16 protein-coding genes are annotated in these 15,751 nt (G+C 71.7%); 7 read left to right on the top strand and 9 right to left on the bottom strand.

Annotation, left to right across the window (positions count from 1 at the left end; genetic code table 11):
- The first annotated feature begins 129 nt into the window (after nucleotides 1-129).
- Nucleotides 130-594 (top strand): Lrp/AsnC family transcriptional regulator, encoded by a 465-nt coding sequence (locus AB0P25_RS14275; RefSeq protein WP_363808197.1) that lies wholly within the window; start codon nucleotides 130-132, stop codon nucleotides 592-594.
- A gap of 53 nt (nucleotides 595-647) precedes the next feature.
- On the opposite strand, the gene AB0P25_RS14270 is transcribed toward AB0P25_RS14275, so the two are convergent.
- Complete coding sequence (locus AB0P25_RS14270) at nucleotides 648-2,936, bottom strand: polyribonucleotide nucleotidyltransferase (RefSeq protein ID WP_363808196.1); 2,289 nt, start codon at nucleotides 2,934-2,936, stop codon at nucleotides 648-650.
- A gap of 340 nt (nucleotides 2,937-3,276) precedes the next feature.
- Between AB0P25_RS14270 and AB0P25_RS14265 the strand changes: the two genes are divergently transcribed.
- From AB0P25_RS14265 to AB0P25_RS14255, 3 genes are all read left to right on the top strand, one after another.
- Nucleotides 3,277-4,518, top strand: coding sequence for a GAF domain-containing protein (locus AB0P25_RS14265; RefSeq protein ID WP_363808194.1), 1,242 nt, complete (start codon nucleotides 3,277-3,279; stop codon nucleotides 4,516-4,518).
- 203 nt (nucleotides 4,519-4,721) lie between these two features.
- Nucleotides 4,722-6,206, top strand: coding sequence for an aldehyde dehydrogenase family protein (locus AB0P25_RS14260; RefSeq protein ID WP_363809312.1), 1,485 nt, complete (start codon nucleotides 4,722-4,724; stop codon nucleotides 6,204-6,206).
- Nucleotides 6,207-6,265: 59 nt separating this feature from the next.
- Nucleotides 6,266-6,601 carry a DUF779 domain-containing protein gene (locus AB0P25_RS14255; protein ID WP_363809311.1) on the top strand — a complete coding sequence of 112 codons (336 nt, stop codon included), beginning with the start codon at nucleotides 6,266-6,268 and terminating at the stop codon, nucleotides 6,599-6,601.
- A 63-nt stretch (nucleotides 6,602-6,664) separates the two neighbouring features.
- On the opposite strand, the gene AB0P25_RS14250 is transcribed toward AB0P25_RS14255, so the two are convergent.
- Nucleotides 6,665-7,423 (bottom strand): fructosamine kinase family protein, encoded by a 759-nt coding sequence (locus AB0P25_RS14250; protein ID WP_363809310.1) that lies wholly within the window; start codon nucleotides 7,421-7,423, stop codon nucleotides 6,665-6,667.
- A gap of 169 nt (nucleotides 7,424-7,592) precedes the next feature.
- Nucleotides 7,593-8,030 (bottom strand): VanZ family protein, encoded by a 438-nt coding sequence (locus AB0P25_RS14245; RefSeq protein ID WP_363808192.1) that lies wholly within the window; start codon nucleotides 8,028-8,030, stop codon nucleotides 7,593-7,595.
- An 18-nt stretch (nucleotides 8,031-8,048) separates the two neighbouring features.
- On the opposite strand from AB0P25_RS14245, the gene AB0P25_RS14240 reads away from it, so the two are divergent.
- Nucleotides 8,049-9,260 (top strand): low temperature requirement protein A, encoded by a 1,212-nt coding sequence (locus AB0P25_RS14240; protein ID WP_363808191.1) that lies wholly within the window; start codon nucleotides 8,049-8,051, stop codon nucleotides 9,258-9,260.
- A gap of 26 nt (nucleotides 9,261-9,286) precedes the next feature.
- Complete coding sequence (locus tag AB0P25_RS14235; RefSeq protein WP_363808190.1) at nucleotides 9,287-9,454, top strand: hypothetical protein; 168 nt, start codon at nucleotides 9,287-9,289, stop codon at nucleotides 9,452-9,454.
- Between the two features lie 24 nt (nucleotides 9,455-9,478).
- Here AB0P25_RS14235 and AB0P25_RS14230 read toward each other — a convergent pair whose 3' ends face one another.
- The 5 genes from AB0P25_RS14230 to AB0P25_RS14210 all read right to left on the bottom strand — a co-directional run bounded on the left by AB0P25_RS14230 (nucleotide 9,479) and on the right by AB0P25_RS14210 (nucleotide 14,717).
- The gene (locus AB0P25_RS14230) at nucleotides 9,479-11,341 is read right to left on the bottom strand and encodes a family 43 glycosylhydrolase (RefSeq protein WP_363808188.1); all 1,863 of its coding nucleotides are present in this window, start codon (nucleotides 11,339-11,341) and stop codon (nucleotides 9,479-9,481) included.
- Nucleotides 11,342-11,489: 148 nt separating this feature from the next.
- Nucleotides 11,490-11,759: a 30S ribosomal protein S15 gene (gene rpsO, locus AB0P25_RS14225; RefSeq protein WP_090036365.1), complete on the bottom strand. Its 270-nt coding sequence runs from the start codon at nucleotides 11,757-11,759 to the stop codon at nucleotides 11,490-11,492.
- A gap of 122 nt (nucleotides 11,760-11,881) precedes the next feature.
- Entirely contained in the window at nucleotides 11,882-12,649 is a 768-nt protein-coding gene (locus AB0P25_RS14220) for a VOC family protein (protein WP_363808187.1), read from the bottom strand.
- A 39-nt stretch (nucleotides 12,650-12,688) separates the two neighbouring features.
- Nucleotides 12,689-13,303 (bottom strand): TetR family transcriptional regulator, encoded by a 615-nt coding sequence (locus AB0P25_RS14215; RefSeq protein WP_363808186.1) that lies wholly within the window; start codon nucleotides 13,301-13,303, stop codon nucleotides 12,689-12,691.
- Nucleotides 13,304-13,310: 7 nt separating this feature from the next.
- Nucleotides 13,311-14,717 carry a PLP-dependent aminotransferase family protein gene (locus AB0P25_RS14210; RefSeq protein WP_363809309.1) on the bottom strand — a complete coding sequence of 469 codons (1,407 nt, stop codon included), beginning with the start codon at nucleotides 14,715-14,717 and terminating at the stop codon, nucleotides 13,311-13,313.
- Between the two features lie 126 nt (nucleotides 14,718-14,843).
- Here AB0P25_RS14210 and AB0P25_RS14205 point away from each other — a divergent pair, with 126 nt between their 5' ends.
- Entirely contained in the window at nucleotides 14,844-15,284 is a 441-nt protein-coding gene (locus tag AB0P25_RS14205; RefSeq protein ID WP_363808185.1) for a carboxymuconolactone decarboxylase family protein, read from the top strand.
- Between the two features lie 67 nt (nucleotides 15,285-15,351).
- Here AB0P25_RS14205 and AB0P25_RS14200 read toward each other — a convergent pair whose 3' ends face one another.
- The gene (locus tag AB0P25_RS14200) at nucleotides 15,352-15,726 is read right to left on the bottom strand and encodes an FKBP-type peptidyl-prolyl cis-trans isomerase (protein ID WP_064111564.1); all 375 of its coding nucleotides are present in this window, start codon (nucleotides 15,724-15,726) and stop codon (nucleotides 15,352-15,354) included.
- Between the last annotated feature and the right edge of the window lie 25 nt (nucleotides 15,727-15,751).

The following is a 15,751-nucleotide window of genomic DNA, read 5'->3' as shown; positions in this document are numbered from 1 at the left end:
ACCGGCTTCCGGCCTCCTTGCCGGAATTGAGGGAAGGCTACGCTCCCGGATCAGCGCGCACAACCATCGGCGTGTCGACCGTGCAGGATGCACTATCCGCACAAGGCCAGACCTGCTACTTTTCACACTATGCGCACCTTCGACAACACCGACCGACGCATCCTCCTGGCGCTCGCGGACGACCCGCGCTCGACCAACGTGTCGCTCGCCGACCGCCTGGGACTCAGCCGCAACACCGTGCAGGCGCGGGTGGCGGAGCTGGAGCGCAACGGCGCGTTCCTGTCGTTCGAGCGGCGCATCTCGGCGCGGATGGCGGGGTACCCGCTCGCGGCCTTCGTCAACGTGCACGTGCAGCAGCAGCGGCTCGCGGAGGTGGTGGAGAGCCTGGCGGCGATCCCCGAGATCGTGCAGGCGCACGGGCTGTCCGGGCCGTCCGATCTCCTGCTCCGGGTGGTGTGCGTGGATGCGGAGGACCTGTTCCGCATCACCGGCATCATCCAGTCCACGGAGGGCGTCGACCGCGCCGAGACGTCGCTCGACATGGGCGAGCTCATCCCCTACCGCCTCCGCCCCCTGCTGACCCGCGACGCTTAACGGCGAAGGCCGCGCCGACCAGGGGTCGACGCGGCCTTCGCGGTGCGAGAGCTTTACGCCTCGGCGGGAGCCTCCGCGGGGGCCGTCTCGGCCGGAGCCTCGGCGCCCTCCTCGGCGATCACCGGAGCGAGCGACAGCTTTCCGCGGTCGTCGATCTTGGTGATCTCGACCAGGATCTTCTGGCCGACACCGAGCACGTCCTCGACGTTCTCCACGCGCTTGCCGCCGGCGAGCTTGCGGACCTCCGAGATGTGCAGCAGGCCGTCCTTGCCCGGGAGCAGCGAGACGAACGCGCCGAACGCGGCGATCTTGACGACGGTTCCGAGGAACTGCTCGCCGACCTCCGGGTTGGTGGGGTTCGCGATCGCGTTCACCTGAGCGCGGGCCGCCTCGGCCGACGGGCCGTCGGTGGCGCCGATGTAGACGGTGCCGTCCTCCTCGATGGAGATCTCGGCGCCGGTCTCGTCCTGGATCGCGTTGATCGTCTTGCCCTTCGGGCCGATCAGCTCGCCGATCTTGTCGACCGGGATCTGGACCGAGATCACGCGCGGCGCGGTCGGGGCCATCTCGTCCGGACGGTCGATCGCGGCGTTCAGCACGCTCAGGATGGTGGTGCGGGCGTCCTTCGCCTGGGTCAGCGCGCCGGCGAGCACCGACGACGGGATGCCGTCGAGCTTCGTGTCGAGCTGGATAGCGGTGACGAACTCGCTGGTTCCGGCGACCTTGAAGTCCATGTCGCCGAGCGCGTCCTCGGCGCCCAGGATGTCGGTGAGCGCCGCGTAGCGGGTCTCACCGTCGACGACGTCGGAGATCAGGCCCATGGCGATGCCGGCGACCGGGGCGCGCAGGGGCACACCGGCGTTCAGCAGCGACAGGGTGGACGCGCAGACGGAGCCCATCGAGGTCGAGCCGTTCGAGCTCAGCGCCTCGGACACCTGACGGATCGCGTACGGGAACTCCTCGCGGCTCGGCAGCACCGGCACGAGGGCGCGCTCGGCGAGGAAGCCGTGCCCGATCTCGCGACGCTTCGGCGAGCCCACGCGGCCGGTCTCACCGGTCGAGTAGGGCGGGAAGTTGTAGTGGTGCAGGTAGCGCTTCTTCGTGACCGGCGACAGCGAGTCGATCTGCTGCTCCATCTTGAGCATGTTCAGCGTGGTGACGCCCAGGATCTGGGTCTCGCCGCGCTGGAAGATCGCCGAACCGTGGACGCGCGGGATGACCTGCACCTCGGCGTCGAGCGGACGGATGTCGGTCAGACCGCGACCGTCGATGCGGATGCCCTCGCGCAGCACGCGACCGCGCATGACGACCTTCGACACCGACTTGTACGCCGCGGAGAACTGGGTCAGCACCTCGGGGTCGAGGACGCCCGCCTCCACCTTCTCGGCGAGGGCCGCCTTGACGCGCTCCTTGAGGGCGTCGTCGGCGTTCTGGCGCTCGACCTTGTCGGCGATCTGGTACACGTTGACGAGCTCGTCGTAGGCGAGGCCGGCGACGTTGTCGTACGTGGTCTGCGAGTAGGGCAGGAACACCGGGTAGTCGGCGATCGCCTTCGCGGACTGCTGCGCGAGCACGTTCTGCGCGCCCACGAGCTCGCGGATGAACGGCTTGGCCGCCTCCAGACCCTGGGCGACGACCTCCTCGCTCGGCTTCACGGCACCGCCCTGGATGAGGTTCCAGCTGTTCTCGGTGGCCTCGGCCTCGACCATCATGATCGCGACGTCGCCCTCGGAGCCGTCCTCGTTGGTGAGGACGCGGCCCGCGACGACGAGGTCGAAGACGGCCTCCTCGAGCTGCGAAGCCTTCGGGAACGCGATCCACTGGTCCTCGTGCTGGCCGTTGCCGGGGATGAGCGCGAGGCGCACACCGGCGATCGGGCCGGAGAACGGCAGACCGGAGATCTGCGTGGAGGCGCTGGCCGCGTTGATGGCGAGCGCGTCGTAGAACTCGTCCGGAGCGATGCTCAGGACGGTGATGACGATCTGCACCTCGTTGCGGAGGCCGTCGACGAACGACGGACGCAGGGGGCGGTCGATCAGACGGCAGACGAGGATCGCCTCGGTCGAGGGACGTCCCTCGCGGCGGAAGAACGAGCCGGGGATCTTCCCGGCGGCGTACGAGCGCTCCTCGACGTCCACCGTCAGCGGGAAGAAGTCGAAGTTGTCCTTCGGGTGCTTGCTGGCGCTGGTCGCGCTCAGCAGCATGGTCTCCTCGTCGAGGTAGGCGGCGACGGCGCCCTGCGCCTGCTGGGCGAGGCGTCCGGTCTCGAACCGGACGGTGCGGGTGCCGAAGCGGCCGTTGTCGAGGACGGCTTCGGCGAACTTGATCTCAGGACCTTCCAAGAGGTCTGTCTCCTTTGTTTAACGTCGCGGTCCCGTGTGGACGCGACTTCATCCAAGGAGCAGGAACAGGCAGTTCGACACGTTCTGTGTACGCGGCATCCCATGCGGGTGCGTGGGCTGAGCCCGTCTGGCCATCAGTAGAAATACACGGTTGCGACGCCTCTTCAGCACGGTCTCGCATCCGGATACCACCACCGAGGACCAGCTCCTGCCAGCCTGCTCCGGGTTCCTTCTCGGTATTGAGTTGGAATGTCGGCGCACGGCCGACCTCGACAATCCTACCAGCCGGGCGGCCATCGCGGGCCGGTGCGGCGCGCCGCAAGGGAGCTACGATGCTCGCATGGACGAGGGAGTCTCACGGACGATGCGCCCCGTGGTGGACGCGTCGTGGCGTCGCGCCGAGCGGGCGCGGCTGGACCCGGAGCACGTGAGCGCCCCGCTGGTCCTCGACGGCCCCGGCCTGGAGGACGCGCGGCGAGCGCATCCTCTCGCCGCCGCCCTCCCGGTCATCCGCACGCTTCTCGTGCGGGACGCGGAGCCCGACTCCCGCGTGGTGGTCGCCGTCGGCGACGCCCGCGGACGGCTCCTTTGGGTGGAGGGCGACCCGGTCCTGCGGCGGCGAGCGGAAGCGATGTTGTTCGTCCCCGGCGCCGCCTGGGCGGAGGGCGATGTCGGCACCTCGGCGCCCGGAACGGCGCTGGCGATCGGCGACGGCGTCCAGATCCGCGGTGCGGAGCACTTCGCGCGGGAGGTGAAGCCGTGGAGCTGCACGGCCGTCCCCGTGCGCGACCCGGACACGGGAGACATCATCGGGGTCGTCGACGTCACCGGCGAGGACCAGGTCGCCGCGCCCCACGTCCTCGCGCTCGTGGAGGCGACAGTCGCCGCGGTCGAGCGAGAGCTGCTGATCGCACGCCTGCGCGACGCGGCCGCCGACACGAGAGCAGGAGGGGCGCGACGTCCGGCACGGACGGGCCGCTCGCCCGGGCAGCCCGCCCAGCTGCGCATCCTCGGCCGCGACACGGGAGAGCTCACCGGCGCGAGCGGCCGCAGCGGTGGGCTCAGCACCCGTCACAGCGAACTCCTCGCGCTGCTCGCCTGGCACAGCGACGGACTGTCGGCGGAGCGGCTGGCGGAACTGGTCTACGGGGACCGGCGGAGCGTCGTCACGCTGCGGGCGGAGATGGTCCGGCTGCGGCGGGCGCTCGGCCGGATCGCACCAGAGCTCGGTCCGCTCACCCGCCCCTACCGTCTCGGCGCGCCCATGGAGACGGACCTCGGCGCCGTCGTCGACCTCCAGCGGCGCGGCGCCCACCGGGCCGCGGTGGCGTCGTACGGCGGCGGTCCCCTCCCCGGCTCCCGGGCGCCCGGCCTGGAGGAGCTGCGCGAGGAGGTCGTCGGCCGACTGCGGGAGGCGTTGCTCGAGTCCGCCTCCCCCGACCTGCTGCTGGCATGGGCGCAGACCGACCGCGGAGTCGACGATGTGGAGATCTGGCGCGCGGCGCTGCAGGCGCTGCCGCCGCAGTCGCCGCGTCGCGCCCTGGTGGTGGCGCACCTGACGGCTCTCGAGGCTCGCGACTGACAGCGCCCGGGCGGGATGCAACCGGATGCAACCCTCTCCTGGCTAGCGTGCGGAGCGCGCGTGATCCACGCGCGTCCATGCGATGTCGAAGGAGACGAACCATGACCCTGAGCCCGGAGCAGACCGCCGCGCAGACCGCCGGCGAACCCGTCGCCGCGGAGAAGCCGAGCGCCTACGCGCACCCCGGAACCGAAGGGGCGGTGATGGCGTTCGCGCCGCGCTACGACCACTTCATCGGCGGCCGTTACGTCGCCCCGCACGGCGGCCGCTATTTCGACGACATCACGCCCGTGACCGGCCGTCCGTTCACCGAGATCGCACGCGGAGACGCGGAGGACGTCGACGCCGCCGTGGAGGCCGCATGGGCCGCCTTCCCCGAGTGGAGCCGCACCTCCGTCGCCGACCGCGCCCTCCTCCTGACCCGCATCGCCGACCGCATGGAGGCCAACCTCGAACTCCTCGCGGTGGCGGAGACCTGGGAGAACGGCAAGCCGGTGCGTGAGACGCTGGCGGCCGACATCCCGCTCGCCATCGACCACTTCCGCTACTTCGCCGGGGCGATCCGGGCCCAGGAGGGCGGCATCAGCGAGCTCGATCACGATACGGTCGCGTACCACTTCCACGAGCCGCTGGGCGTGGTCGGCCAGATCATCCCGTGGAACTTCCCGCTGCTGATGGCGACCTGGAAGCTCGCCCCCGCCCTGGCCGCCGGGAACTGCGTCGTCCTCAAGCCCGCGGAGCAGACGCCCGCGTCCATCCACGTCTGGCTGGACCTTGTCCGCGACCTGCTCCCGGACGGCGTGGTCAACATCGTCAACGGCTTCGGATTCGAGGCAGGAGCACCCCTCGCCTCGCACAAGCGCATCCGGAAGGTGGCGTTCACGGGCGAGACCACGACCGGCCGGCTGATCATGCAGTACGCGAGCGAGAACCTCATCCCGGTCACGCTGGAGCTCGGCGGCAAGAGCCCCAACATCTTCTTCGAGGATGTGGCGGCCGGCCGGGATGCGTTCTACGACAAGGCGCTCGAGGGGTTCACCTTCTTCGCCCTCAACCAGGGCGAGGTGTGCACCTGTCCCTCGCGGGCGCTGGTGCAGTCCTCGATCTACGACGGGTTCGTCGGCGACGGTCTCGACCGCGTCCGGGCCATCAAGCAGGGCGATCCGCTGGATGTGTCGACGATGATCGGCGCGCAGGCCTCGAACGACCAGCTGGAGAAGATCCTGTCGTACATCGACATCGGCCGTCAGGAGGGTGCCCGCCTGCTCACCGGCGGCGAGCGCGCCGACCTCGGCGGCGAGCTCTCGGGCGGCTACTACGTGCAGCCGACCGTGTTCGAGGGAGACAACTCGATGCGGATCTTCCAGGAGGAGATCTTCGGCCCCGTGCTCGCGCTCACCCGCTTCGGCGACTTCGACGACGCCATCGGCATCGCCAACGACACGCTCTACGGCCTCGGAGCGGGCGTCTGGAGCCGCGACGGCTCCCAGCTTTACCGCGCGGGGCGCGCGATCGAGGCGGGCCGCGTCTGGTGCAACACGTACCACCAGTACCCGGCGCACGCGGCGTTCGGCGGCTACAAGCAGTCCGGCATCGGGCGCGAGAACCACCGGATGATGCTCGACCACTACCAGCAGACGAAGAACTTGCTGGTGTCGTACGCCGACGGCCCGATGGGCTTCTTCTAGGAGTCGCCGTGACCCACCCGTCCCCCGCCCGCGTAGACGTCACGCCGGCTGCCGCGGCGATGCTGCGGCAGCTGGCCGGCGTCCACGGGCCCCTGCTGCTCCACCAGTCCGGTGGCTGCTGCGACGGCTCCGCGCCCATGTGTTACCCCGTCGGGATGTTCCGGGTCGGCGGCGCGGACGTCCTTCTCGGCACGCTCGACGTCGAGGGCGCCGCCCCGGTGCCGGTGTACATGTCCGCGGCGCAGTACGAGTACTGGAAGTTCACCCACCTCACGATCGACCTCGTCGACGGACGGGGCAGCGGCTTCTCCGCGGAGGCTCCGGAGGGCAAGCGGTTCCTGACCAGGTCCCGGATGCTCACCGACGACGAGCTGACGGCCTTCGGCCTGGTCTGAGGATATGAGCCGCGGGAGGGCGTCGCATCGGGCGCGACCGGCGTCCTCCCGCCACCACCCAGCTCAGAGGGCGAGCGTCGCCCGCGCGGCGTCGGCGAGCGCGTGCCCGTACGACGGGCCGTGGCCGGCGGCGTGAACGGCGAGGGGATGCAGCTGGTGCAGCGGGATGCGGTCGCGCCAGCCGGCCCGCAGCGGCCGCGCCCCCTCGTACGCGGCGAGGATGTCGTCCAGGAACGGCGCGCCGAACAGGGCCAGCATCGCGAGGTCGGTCTCCCGGTGGCCGCCGTGCGCCGCGGGGTCGATGAGCACGCCGCCGTGCGCATCCCACAGCAGGTTGCCGTTCCACAGGTCGCCGTGGAGGCGCGCGGGCGGCTCGTCGTCGTCGAACTCCCCCGCGTCCACGCGGTCGACGGCCTCGCGGATCACGGGCAGCTGCGCCTGCGTGACGGTGCCGGCCTCCACCGCGATCCCCAGGTACGGGAGGACGCGGTCGCGGGCGTAGAAGCGTCCCCAGCTCGTCTCGTGGGCGACCGGCAGCGGGCGCCGGCCGATGAACAGCGGGCCGTCCCAGCCGTCGGGCGGCGCACCGAACGCCGACGCACCGGCCGCGTGCGTCACGGCGAGCGCTGCCCCGAACGACCGCGCGGCCTCGCGGGTCGGACGGACCTCATGGATGCGCTCCAGCTCGATCCAGCCCGACCCCGCGGAGGCGACGCGCACGACGCGGGCGCCGCCCTCGGGCTCCGCCGCGGCGAGCCAGCCGAGCCCCGCGGCCTCCGCTTCGAAGAACCGCTCGGGTGCGTCTTCCCGCTCCTTGGTCACCGTCTCCACGCGGCCACCCTACGACCGCGCGCGGCGCCGCGCGGGCTCGGCCGCGCGAAACGGAGGTGAACCGACCGCGTCGTAGCCGGTCCTTCCTCCCGCGACGCACATCGACGGCGTGTCGCTCACGCGTCTCCTCCGTTTCCCGCGGCGCCGGAGGCGGGCGCACTCACCGCGCGTCGGAGGCGGGCGTCTCAGCCCGCGCGGCGGCGCGGGTGAACAGCACGACGATCGCGACCCCGATCAGCGTCCCGAGCGTGTTGGCGAGCAGGTCCCGCGGGTCGCTCACGCGCGCGGGCAGGAAGAGCTGCGTGAACTCGATCAGGAGTGTCGCGACCACGCCGATCGCCACAGCCAGCCACCAGCGCCACACCCCGAGCAGCAGCGTGAACAGCACGCCCATCGGCACGAACAGCAGAACGTTCGCGGTGAACTCCGCCACGGAGTAGTCCACCCAGCCGAGACCCGGCACGGCCGACACCGCGCGCAGCAGCGCGCGCAGCAGCGGGTTGCCCGCGGGGTTCCCCGGCGCCGGGTCGAGCGTGATGCCGGCGACCGCGAGCAGGTAGACGACGGTCAGGATGGGCAGCACAGCACGACGGCGCATCCTCCTATGCTGGCGCACATGACCAGTGCGTTCCGCATCCCGATGACCGGGCGCTCCACCGACGAGCGGCACCGCGTCTCCAGCCCCTTGGAGCTGCTGTTCGACCTGACGTTCGTCGTCGCCATCGCCCAGGTCGCCGGGCAGCTGGCGCACGCGGGCGAGGCGGGCCACGTGCTCGAGCGGCTGCCGTTCTACCTCATGGTGTTCTTCGCCATCTGGTGGGCGTGGATGAACTTCACCTGGTTCGCCTCGGCCTACGACACCGACGACGTTCCGTACCGGCTGATGACGCTCGTGCAGATGGGCGGCGTGCTGGTGCTCGCCGCGGGCGTGCCTGCCGCGTTCGACGAGGAGAACTTCACGGCGATCATCGTCGGCTACCTGATCATGCGGCTGGCGCTGGTCGGGCAGTGGCTCCGTGCGGGCATCGAGGATCCGGCCGGACGGCGCACGGCGTTCCGCTATGCAGCCGGCATCGCGGTGGTGCAGGTGCTGTGGGTGGCGTGGGGCTTCCTCCCTCCGCACAGCGCCGTCTGGCTCTTCCCCGTCGGGGTGGTGCTGGAGCTCGCAGTGCCGCTGTGGGCGGAGCGCACCGGGATGACGTCGTGGCACCCGCACCACATCGCCGAGCGCTACGGGCTGTTCACGATCATCGTTCTCGGCGAGTCCGTGTCGGCGTCGGCGGTCGGAGTGCAGCAGGCGCTGGCGACGAGCGGATTCTCGGCCTCCCTGGTCTGGATCGCCTCGGCCGCTCTGGTGCTGCTGTTCGCCCTGTGGTGGCTGTACTTCCTGGAGCCGGCGGCCGAGGGCTTGAGCAGCAAGCGCGGGAGGTCGTTCTACTGGGGGTACGGTCATTACTTCGTCTTCGCGTCTCTGGCGGCGCTCGGGGCGGGGCTGGAGGTCGCGGTTCAGGCAGGTGCGGCGGACGCGCACGCGTCGGACACGGCGGTCGAGTACGCCATCGCGGTGCCGGTGGCCGTCTTCCTGCTGATGCTGTACATCCTGCACGCCCCGCTGGTGGACGAGGTCGTCATCCGGCCGCTCAAGACCGGCGTCGCGATCGCCCTGGTCCTGCTGCTGCCGCTCGCCTCCCCCTTCCTCGGGCTGGTGGGCGTCACGATCGGGATCGCGCTGGTCGCGTCGGCCCTGGTTGCCACGACCCTCATCGACCGGGCACTCGCGGCACGGTCGCGCGAGAAGGAGCCGACCGCGTCCCGCCCCTTGCCCTGAGGCGCGTGCCGCGGTTGGCTCTGGTCATGACCGAACGTGACGACCGCGCCGATCAGCTGACCACCGCGCCCGCCGCCGAAGAGAGCGACGCCGACCCGCGAATCGACGTGTCCGAGGGCGAGGGCGGCCGTCGCCGCATCGACATCCGCGACGACGCGGAAGTGCGCCCGGGCTCCGATCCGAAGGACCGCTGAGCCCGGGCGCACCGGCGCCTCTCGCTAGCCGCCGTGGCCGCGCGGCGCTCCGTACACGCGGACGTAGTCGAACGTCGTCGTGAAGCCGGCAGCGGCCATCGACACGAGTCCGAGCCGCGGCGGGCTCGCGGCCAGCGGCGTCGTCCACGTGCCCGCGGTGTCCCAGGTCGCTCCGTCGTCCTTGCTGGTGGTCGCGGTGTAGACGTTCTCGGTGGCCGTGTGCGTGCGGGTCAGCCGCAGCACCGTCCACTCGCCGACCGGTCCGCCGACCGAGTTGCCGTACGCCGGGTAGCCGGGACCCTCCGGCGTCTCGCGCTTGCCGAATTCGGTCTGGCGGGTCTCCCAGATGGAGGTGACGGCGAGCTTCACGAAGTTCGCGTCGTCCTGGTAGATCACCAGACCGCCCTGGGCGTAGTTCTGGCAGCAGCCGTCGCGCGGGACCGTCGTCTTCACGCGGGTCTCCACGGTGTAGTCGCCGGCCGGGAGGGCGCGCACCGGCAGACCGGCGGCGCCGGCGTCCGGACCGAGGTCGGCCGCCTGCATCTGCCAGTTCAGAACTCCGCCCGAGACGGACCGCGTGGAGGCGCCCGGGTCGCGGATCCAGGTCCACGCCGGATCCATCGCGTGGCCGCCGAACTCATCGGAGTAGGCGGGGAGCTTCGGCCCGCGCGCGAGCGGACCGACGAACGCCGGGTGGTAGGCGGCCGGCTGCCCGGCTGTGACGACCGGCGCGGGCTGCCGGCTGTCGGACGGCCCCGCTCCCCCGCGGACGACGGGCCAGCCGTCCTTCCAATCGAGCGGATCCATGAGCACGGGGCGCTTCGTGTAGGTGCCGCCACCGGCGACGTAGGGGTCGGTGCGATCGACGGCGTGGTAGAGCATCCACTCCTGACCGGTCGCGTCGACGGTGCTGGTGACGTGACCGGGCCCGACCCAGCGGTTGCCGTTCTGGTGCAGGACGGGCGTGCCGCCGACACGCGAGTCTAGGAACGACGCCCCGGTGCGGTCGAGGAACGGCCCGGTCGGCGACGTGGAGCGGCCGGCGAAGACGCCGTAGCCGGTCAGCGGGCCGTTGCAGCAGTTCGTCGCCGAGCCGAGCAGGTAGAAGTAGCCGCCGTGCTGGATGACATGCGTGCCCTCGTATCGGTTCGGGATGGCCACCTGGACCTGGCTGGCCGGGTCGGAGTGCAGGCCGTCGGCGCTCACCGTGCGCACGGAGAGGCCGCCGTAGTAGCTGCCGAAGTAGAGGTAGTTCGTGCCGCCGACCGAAAGGAATTCGGGGTCGTAGACCCACCGGCGGTCGTTCGGGTCGGCGTTGCCCGGGGACGGCATCGGTTCGACGACCGGGCCGCCGGAGTCCGTCCAGGGGCCTGCGGGACTGGCGCTCGTCGCGACGCCGATCGCGGAGCCGCCGCCCGGAGTCACCGTGTTGGTCGCCGTGTAGTACAGCAGGTAACGGCCGCCGACGTATACGACGTCGGGCGCCCACGTGTCGCCGTTCCCGATCCACGCGGGACGGGTGGGCAGCGCCTCACGCACGAAGGTCCAGTGCACCAGGTCGGTGGAGCGGTAGGTCGGGATGCTCGAGAAGACGAGCGAGCCGTCCGGGTTGCGCAGCGACGGGTCGATGACGTCGCGAGTGCAGTAGAGGTACCAGGCCGGGTCCGACGGATCCTGGGAACGGATCACGTCGGGGTCGGCGCACTGCTCGGCGCGCGTGCCGTTACCGAGTTCGAGGTCGAGCGGGTTGCTGTAGGTGGCGCCGGTGGCAGGCGCTGGCCGGGCGGCCGCCGGCGCGGCCGCGGCCAGCGCCGCGAGCGCTGGGATGCCGACAGCCAGCGCCAGCGCTGTAAGCGCGGCGAGGATCGGACGTGACGGATGACGCATGACGAGAACTCCCCTTCGAGTCGTGGCGTGCGTCACACGCTACAGCGCTGTAAAGCCGCTGCCAAGGGTCAGCGCGAACGAATGCGCGCACACAGAACGGGCCGCCACCCGGAGGTGACGGCCCGTTGTGAAGAAGTTCGCGGTCGAATTATCGACGCAGCCCCAGACGCTCGATGAGCGAGCGGTAACGGCTGATGTCGATGTCCGCCAGGTAGCCCAGCAGACGGCGACGCTGACCGACCAGCAGAAGCAGGCCACGACGCGAGTGGTGGTCGTGCTTGTGCTCCTTGAGGTGCTCGGTGAGATCCTTGATCCGCTTGGTCAGGATCGCGACCTGGACCTCGGGGGATCCGGTGTCACCGGGGTGGGTCGCGTACTCTTCGATGATCGCCTTCTTGGTGTCTGCATCCAGCGCCATAGAGGGATCCCCTTTCTGCTCGTTGCGCGGTGCCCGGGGCCGTATGCCTGGGCTCTCTTGATCCGCGGCCGTTCGACGGCAACTGGAAGAGTCTACCAGAGCCGGCGGGTGCCCCGACGCGCTCAGACGGGCTCGGGCTCCGGCTCGAGGAGGGCGAAGAGGGCGCCCTGCGGGTCGACGACCTCGGCCCAGCGTCCGACGCCCGGCGCCGCGTTGGGCTCGGTGCGCAGCGTGCCGCCGAGCTCGGTCGCGCGCACTACGGCCGCGTCGAGGTCGGCGACGTTGAAGTAGACCAGCCACGCGGCGGGATCGGCGCCGTCCGACCGGTAGGCGCCGGCGACGCTGGTGTCCCCGACGTCGAACAGACCGTACGGCTCCTCCCCCACGCGCATCTCGCTCACGCCGACGCCCAGCACGCTCTCGTAGAACCCGAACGTCGACGCGGGGTCGGGTGCGACCAGCTCCAGCCAGTCGACGGCGCCCGGCTCGTCGCGCAGCCACGGCTCGTTCGAGTCCTTCCGCTGCCACAGACCGAAGACCGCGCCGGCCGGGTCCTGGACGATCGACAGGTGGATGCCCGGCACCGTCTCCGACGGCTCCAGCAGCACGGCGCCGCCCGCGGCGAGCGCGGCCTCTGCCGCGGCCTGCAGGTCGTCGACGGCGAAGTACACCGTCCACATCGTGGGAACGTCGTCGGCGGGCAGCGGCCCGAGCGCGGCGACCGCGACGCCGCGCGCGCGGGCGAGGGAGAAGTGGCCGGTCTCGGCGAGCGCCGGACCGACGTCCCAGCCGAACAGCTCGCGGTAGTAGGTGGCGGCGGCGGGCTGGTCGGGGCTCTGCAGGTCCACCCAGATGGGAGTGCCGTGCGGGAACGCGTCTTCGATCGGCATGGGCCCACGCTACTCGCCCTGGCGCATCCGGGGCGAGGTTCAGATGCCGCGAAGCACCTCGTCGATGGCCGCGACGACGACCGGCGCGGGCGGCCCGTCGTCGTTGCGCGCCCACCAGAGCAGCGCCGAGAAGTTCGCCGAGCTGAGGACGTCGGCCAGCACCTGTACCCGGAGGCCGGCCGGATCCTCCCCCAGCCGATCGGCCAGGACGCCGACGATCAGATCGCGGTGCGCCGCCATCGCGGTGAGGCCGAACCCGATGAGCGCGGGATGCGTGGCCATGAGAGCGAGGCGGCGCCGGGTGGCCTCCTCGGCGTCCGGTGGCAGGGTCAGGGCCGAGCGGACGGCGTCGGTCAGCACGTCGCGGATGGACGCGTCGGCCGCCGGGTGGTCCAGCACGGCGTGCATCCGGTCGACCACCGGGCCGATGCCGCCCCAGACCAGCGCGGGCTTGCTCGGGAAGTAGCGGAACAGCGTCCGCCGGCCGATGCCCGCGAGGGCGGCGATGTCGTCCATCGTGGTCTGCTCGTACCCGTGCTGGTCGAAGTGGCGGAGGGCGAGCAGGGCGACGCGCTCGGGGTCGACGTCGGCGGGGCGCCCGCGGCGGCGGGGCGCGGGCGCGGCGGCGCGGGCTGCGTCGGCGGGCGGGGTCATCCCTCGATCATGGCACCGGATGGTCGTCGTGACCGACCCGCTCGCGCGCGATCGCCTCCACGAGGATGCGGAGCCCGTCCGGGATCTGCGCCGCCGGGATGCCGCCGAAGCCGAGGAGGAGCCCGTCCGGGCCTCCCGCGGCGGCCCGGAACCGCGACACGGGCTGCACGGCGACGCCCGCCACCGCCGCGCGCTCGGCGACCCGCCGCGCGTCGAACGAACCCGGCTCGCGCTGGAGCACCGCCAGATGCAGACCGGCGGCGGACGGCACCAGCCGCAGGTCGGGCGCGAGCGCGCCGACCGCCTCCTCGAGCGCGGCGTGCCGCTCGGCGTAGACGCGCGTCGCGCTGCGCACGTGGCGCGCGAAGCCGCCGGAGTCGAGCAGGCGCGCCATGGCGCGCTGCGTCACGGTGTCGTTGTGCCAGTCCGTCAGCCGCTTGGCATGGCGGATCGCCGCGATCAGCGCGGGCGGCGCGATCACGAAGCCCAGCCGAAGGGCGGGGGCCATGGTCTTCGAGAAGGTGCCGACGTAGACCACGCGCCCGTCCGCATCCAGCCGCTGCAGCGGGTCGAGCGGCCGCGCGCCGAAGCGGAACTCGCTGTCGTAGTCGTCCTCGACGACGACGGCGTCGTGACGCGCCGCCCAGTCCAGCAGCGCGACCCTGCGCTCCAGCGGCAGCACGCCGCCGAGCGGGAACTGGTGCGACGGCGTCACGTAGACGAGCCGCGCGGGCGGCAGGAGGTCGACGCGCAGCCCCTGCTCGTCCACCGGCACCGGCAGCACGCGCGCGCCCGCAAGCTCGAACAGCTGACGGACCGGCGGGTAGCCCGGGTCCTCCATCGCGACCGCGTCGCCCGGGCGCAGCAGCACACGGGCGAGCAGGTCGAACGCCTGCTGCGCGCCGCTGGTGACCACCACGTCCGCGGGCCCCGCCTCCACCGAGCGCGAGACGCCGAGGTGGCGCGCGATCCCGGCGCGCAGCCGCTCCGCGCCCGCGGGGTCGCCGTACCCGGACGAGCGCAGGAAGCCGCCGCGCAGTTCGGCGGCCACGTACCCGCGCCAGGTGTCGAGCGGGAATAGGGCGGGATCGGGTGAGCCGACGCTGAAGTCGTAGGCGATCGGGCGCGGCTCGGTCCACAGCGGGTCGTCCAGGCCGCGCCAGACCGGAGCCGGGCGCGCGGCGCTCCGGCGACGCGGCGGGCGCGCGTCGGCGACGGGAGCGGCGGTGTACGCGACGAACGTGCCGGCGCCGACCCGCGCCTCCAGGTAGCCTTCCGCGGTCAGCCGCTCGTACGCGGTCGAGACCGTCGATCGCGACACCTGCAGCCGCTCCGCGAGCTCGCGGGTGGCGGGCAGACGTTCGCCGCGGCGCAGACGGCCGTCGAGCACCGCGTCCCGCAGCTGGCGGTAGATGCGGTCGGCGCGGTCGCCGCGACCGCCGATGGCGACATGGAGGTCCAGGATGCTCCCGAATGGTCTGGTCGGATTCCGTCGGATTGGCGCTTACACCGAGCCGATCCAGTTCCTAGCGTAGGGGCCATGACAGAACGAATCCAGATCCCGTCCCTTGCCCCCGAGGGCTACCGCAAGGTCGTCAACCTCGACGGCTACGTCGGCGGCGTCGTCGAGGAGCCGCTGGGCGACCTCATCAAGCTGCGGGCGTCGCAGATCAACGGGTGCACCTACTGCGTCGACATGCACTCCGTCGACCTGCAGGGCCGCGGGGTGCCGCTGCGCAAGGTGTTCGCCGTGATCACCTGGCGCGAGTCGCCGTGGTTCACCGAGCGGGAGCGCGTGGCGCTCGAGCTGACGGAGGCGGTCACGCTCATTCACGAGGACGGAGTCCCCGACGAGCTGTACGCGCGGGCGCTCGCGGAGTTCGGGGAGGACGGCCTCGCCAACCTGCTGCTCGCCATCGCCACCATCAACGTCTGGAACCGGATCGCCATCCCGACCCGGATGGAGCCGGCGGCGCTCTGACGCCCGAACGGCGAAGCGCTCCCCCGGACGGATCCGAGGGAGCGCTTCTGTTCGCGAGGGACGGGGCTCAGCTGACGCCGAGCAGGTCGATCACGAAGATCAGGGTCTTGCCCGACAGCGGGTGACCGCCGCCGGCCGGGCCGTAGGCCTGCGCGGGCGGGACGGTGAGCTTGCGGCGCCCGCCGACCTTCATGCCCGGGATGCCGTCCTGCCAGCCCTTGATGAGGTTGTTCAGCGGGAAGTTGATGGACTGCCCGCGGCTCCACGAGGAGTCGAACTCCTCGCCGGTCTCGTACTCGACGCCGAGGTAGTGCACGTCGACCTTGGAGCCGGGGGTCGCCTCCGGGCCGGTGCCCTCGACGATGTCGACGATCTCGAGCGTCTCAGGGGCCGGGCCCTCGGGGGCGTCGACCTCGGGCTTCTGGTTGGTGTTCTCTGCCATGTCCACCATCCAACCGCGAGCGGGG

This window comes from Leifsonia sp. NPDC077715 (genome assembly GCF_040686855.1).
Taxonomy (GTDB): Bacteria; Actinomycetota; Actinomycetes; order Actinomycetales; family Microbacteriaceae; genus Leifsonia.
Note: the sequence above shows the minus strand (reverse complement) of the source record. Positions and strands in the feature narration are given on the sequence as shown.

Bases quoted from the DNA above. Each gene is read 5' to 3' on its own strand.
- AB0P25_RS14215 (WP_363808186.1), bottom strand. From the start codon at position 13,303: ATGACCCCGCCCGCCGACGCAGCCCGCGCCGCCGCGCCCGCGCCCCGC.
- AB0P25_RS14260 (WP_363809312.1), top strand. From the start codon at position 4,722: ATGGCGTTCGCGCCGCGCTACGACCACTTCATCGGCGGCCGTTACGTC.
- AB0P25_RS14240 (WP_363808191.1), top strand. From the start codon at position 8,049: ATGACCAGTGCGTTCCGCATCCCGATGACCGGGCGCTCCACCGACGAG.
- AB0P25_RS14255 (WP_363809311.1), top strand. From the start codon at position 6,266: ATGCTGCGGCAGCTGGCCGGCGTCCACGGGCCCCTGCTGCTCCACCAG.
- AB0P25_RS14245 (WP_363808192.1), bottom strand. From the start codon at position 8,030: ATGCGCCGTCGTGCTGTGCTGCCCATCCTGACCGTCGTCTACCTGCTC.
- AB0P25_RS14200 (WP_064111564.1), bottom strand. From the start codon at position 15,726: ATGGCAGAGAACACCAACCAGAAGCCCGAGGTCGACGCCCCCGAGGGC.
- AB0P25_RS14275 (WP_363808197.1), top strand. From the start codon at position 130: ATGCGCACCTTCGACAACACCGACCGACGCATCCTCCTGGCGCTCGCG.
- AB0P25_RS14235 (WP_363808190.1), top strand. From the start codon at position 9,287: ATGACCGAACGTGACGACCGCGCCGATCAGCTGACCACCGCGCCCGCC.
- AB0P25_RS14230 (WP_363808188.1), bottom strand. From the start codon at position 11,341: ATGCGTCATCCGTCACGTCCGATCCTCGCCGCGCTTACAGCGCTGGCG.
- AB0P25_RS14265 (WP_363808194.1), top strand. From the start codon at position 3,277: ATGGACGAGGGAGTCTCACGGACGATGCGCCCCGTGGTGGACGCGTCG.
- AB0P25_RS14205 (WP_363808185.1), top strand. From the start codon at position 14,844: ATGACAGAACGAATCCAGATCCCGTCCCTTGCCCCCGAGGGCTACCGC.
- rpsO (WP_090036365.1), bottom strand. From the start codon at position 11,759: ATGGCGCTGGATGCAGACACCAAGAAGGCGATCATCGAAGAGTACGCG.
- AB0P25_RS14220 (WP_363808187.1), bottom strand. From the start codon at position 12,649: ATGCCGATCGAAGACGCGTTCCCGCACGGCACTCCCATCTGGGTGGAC.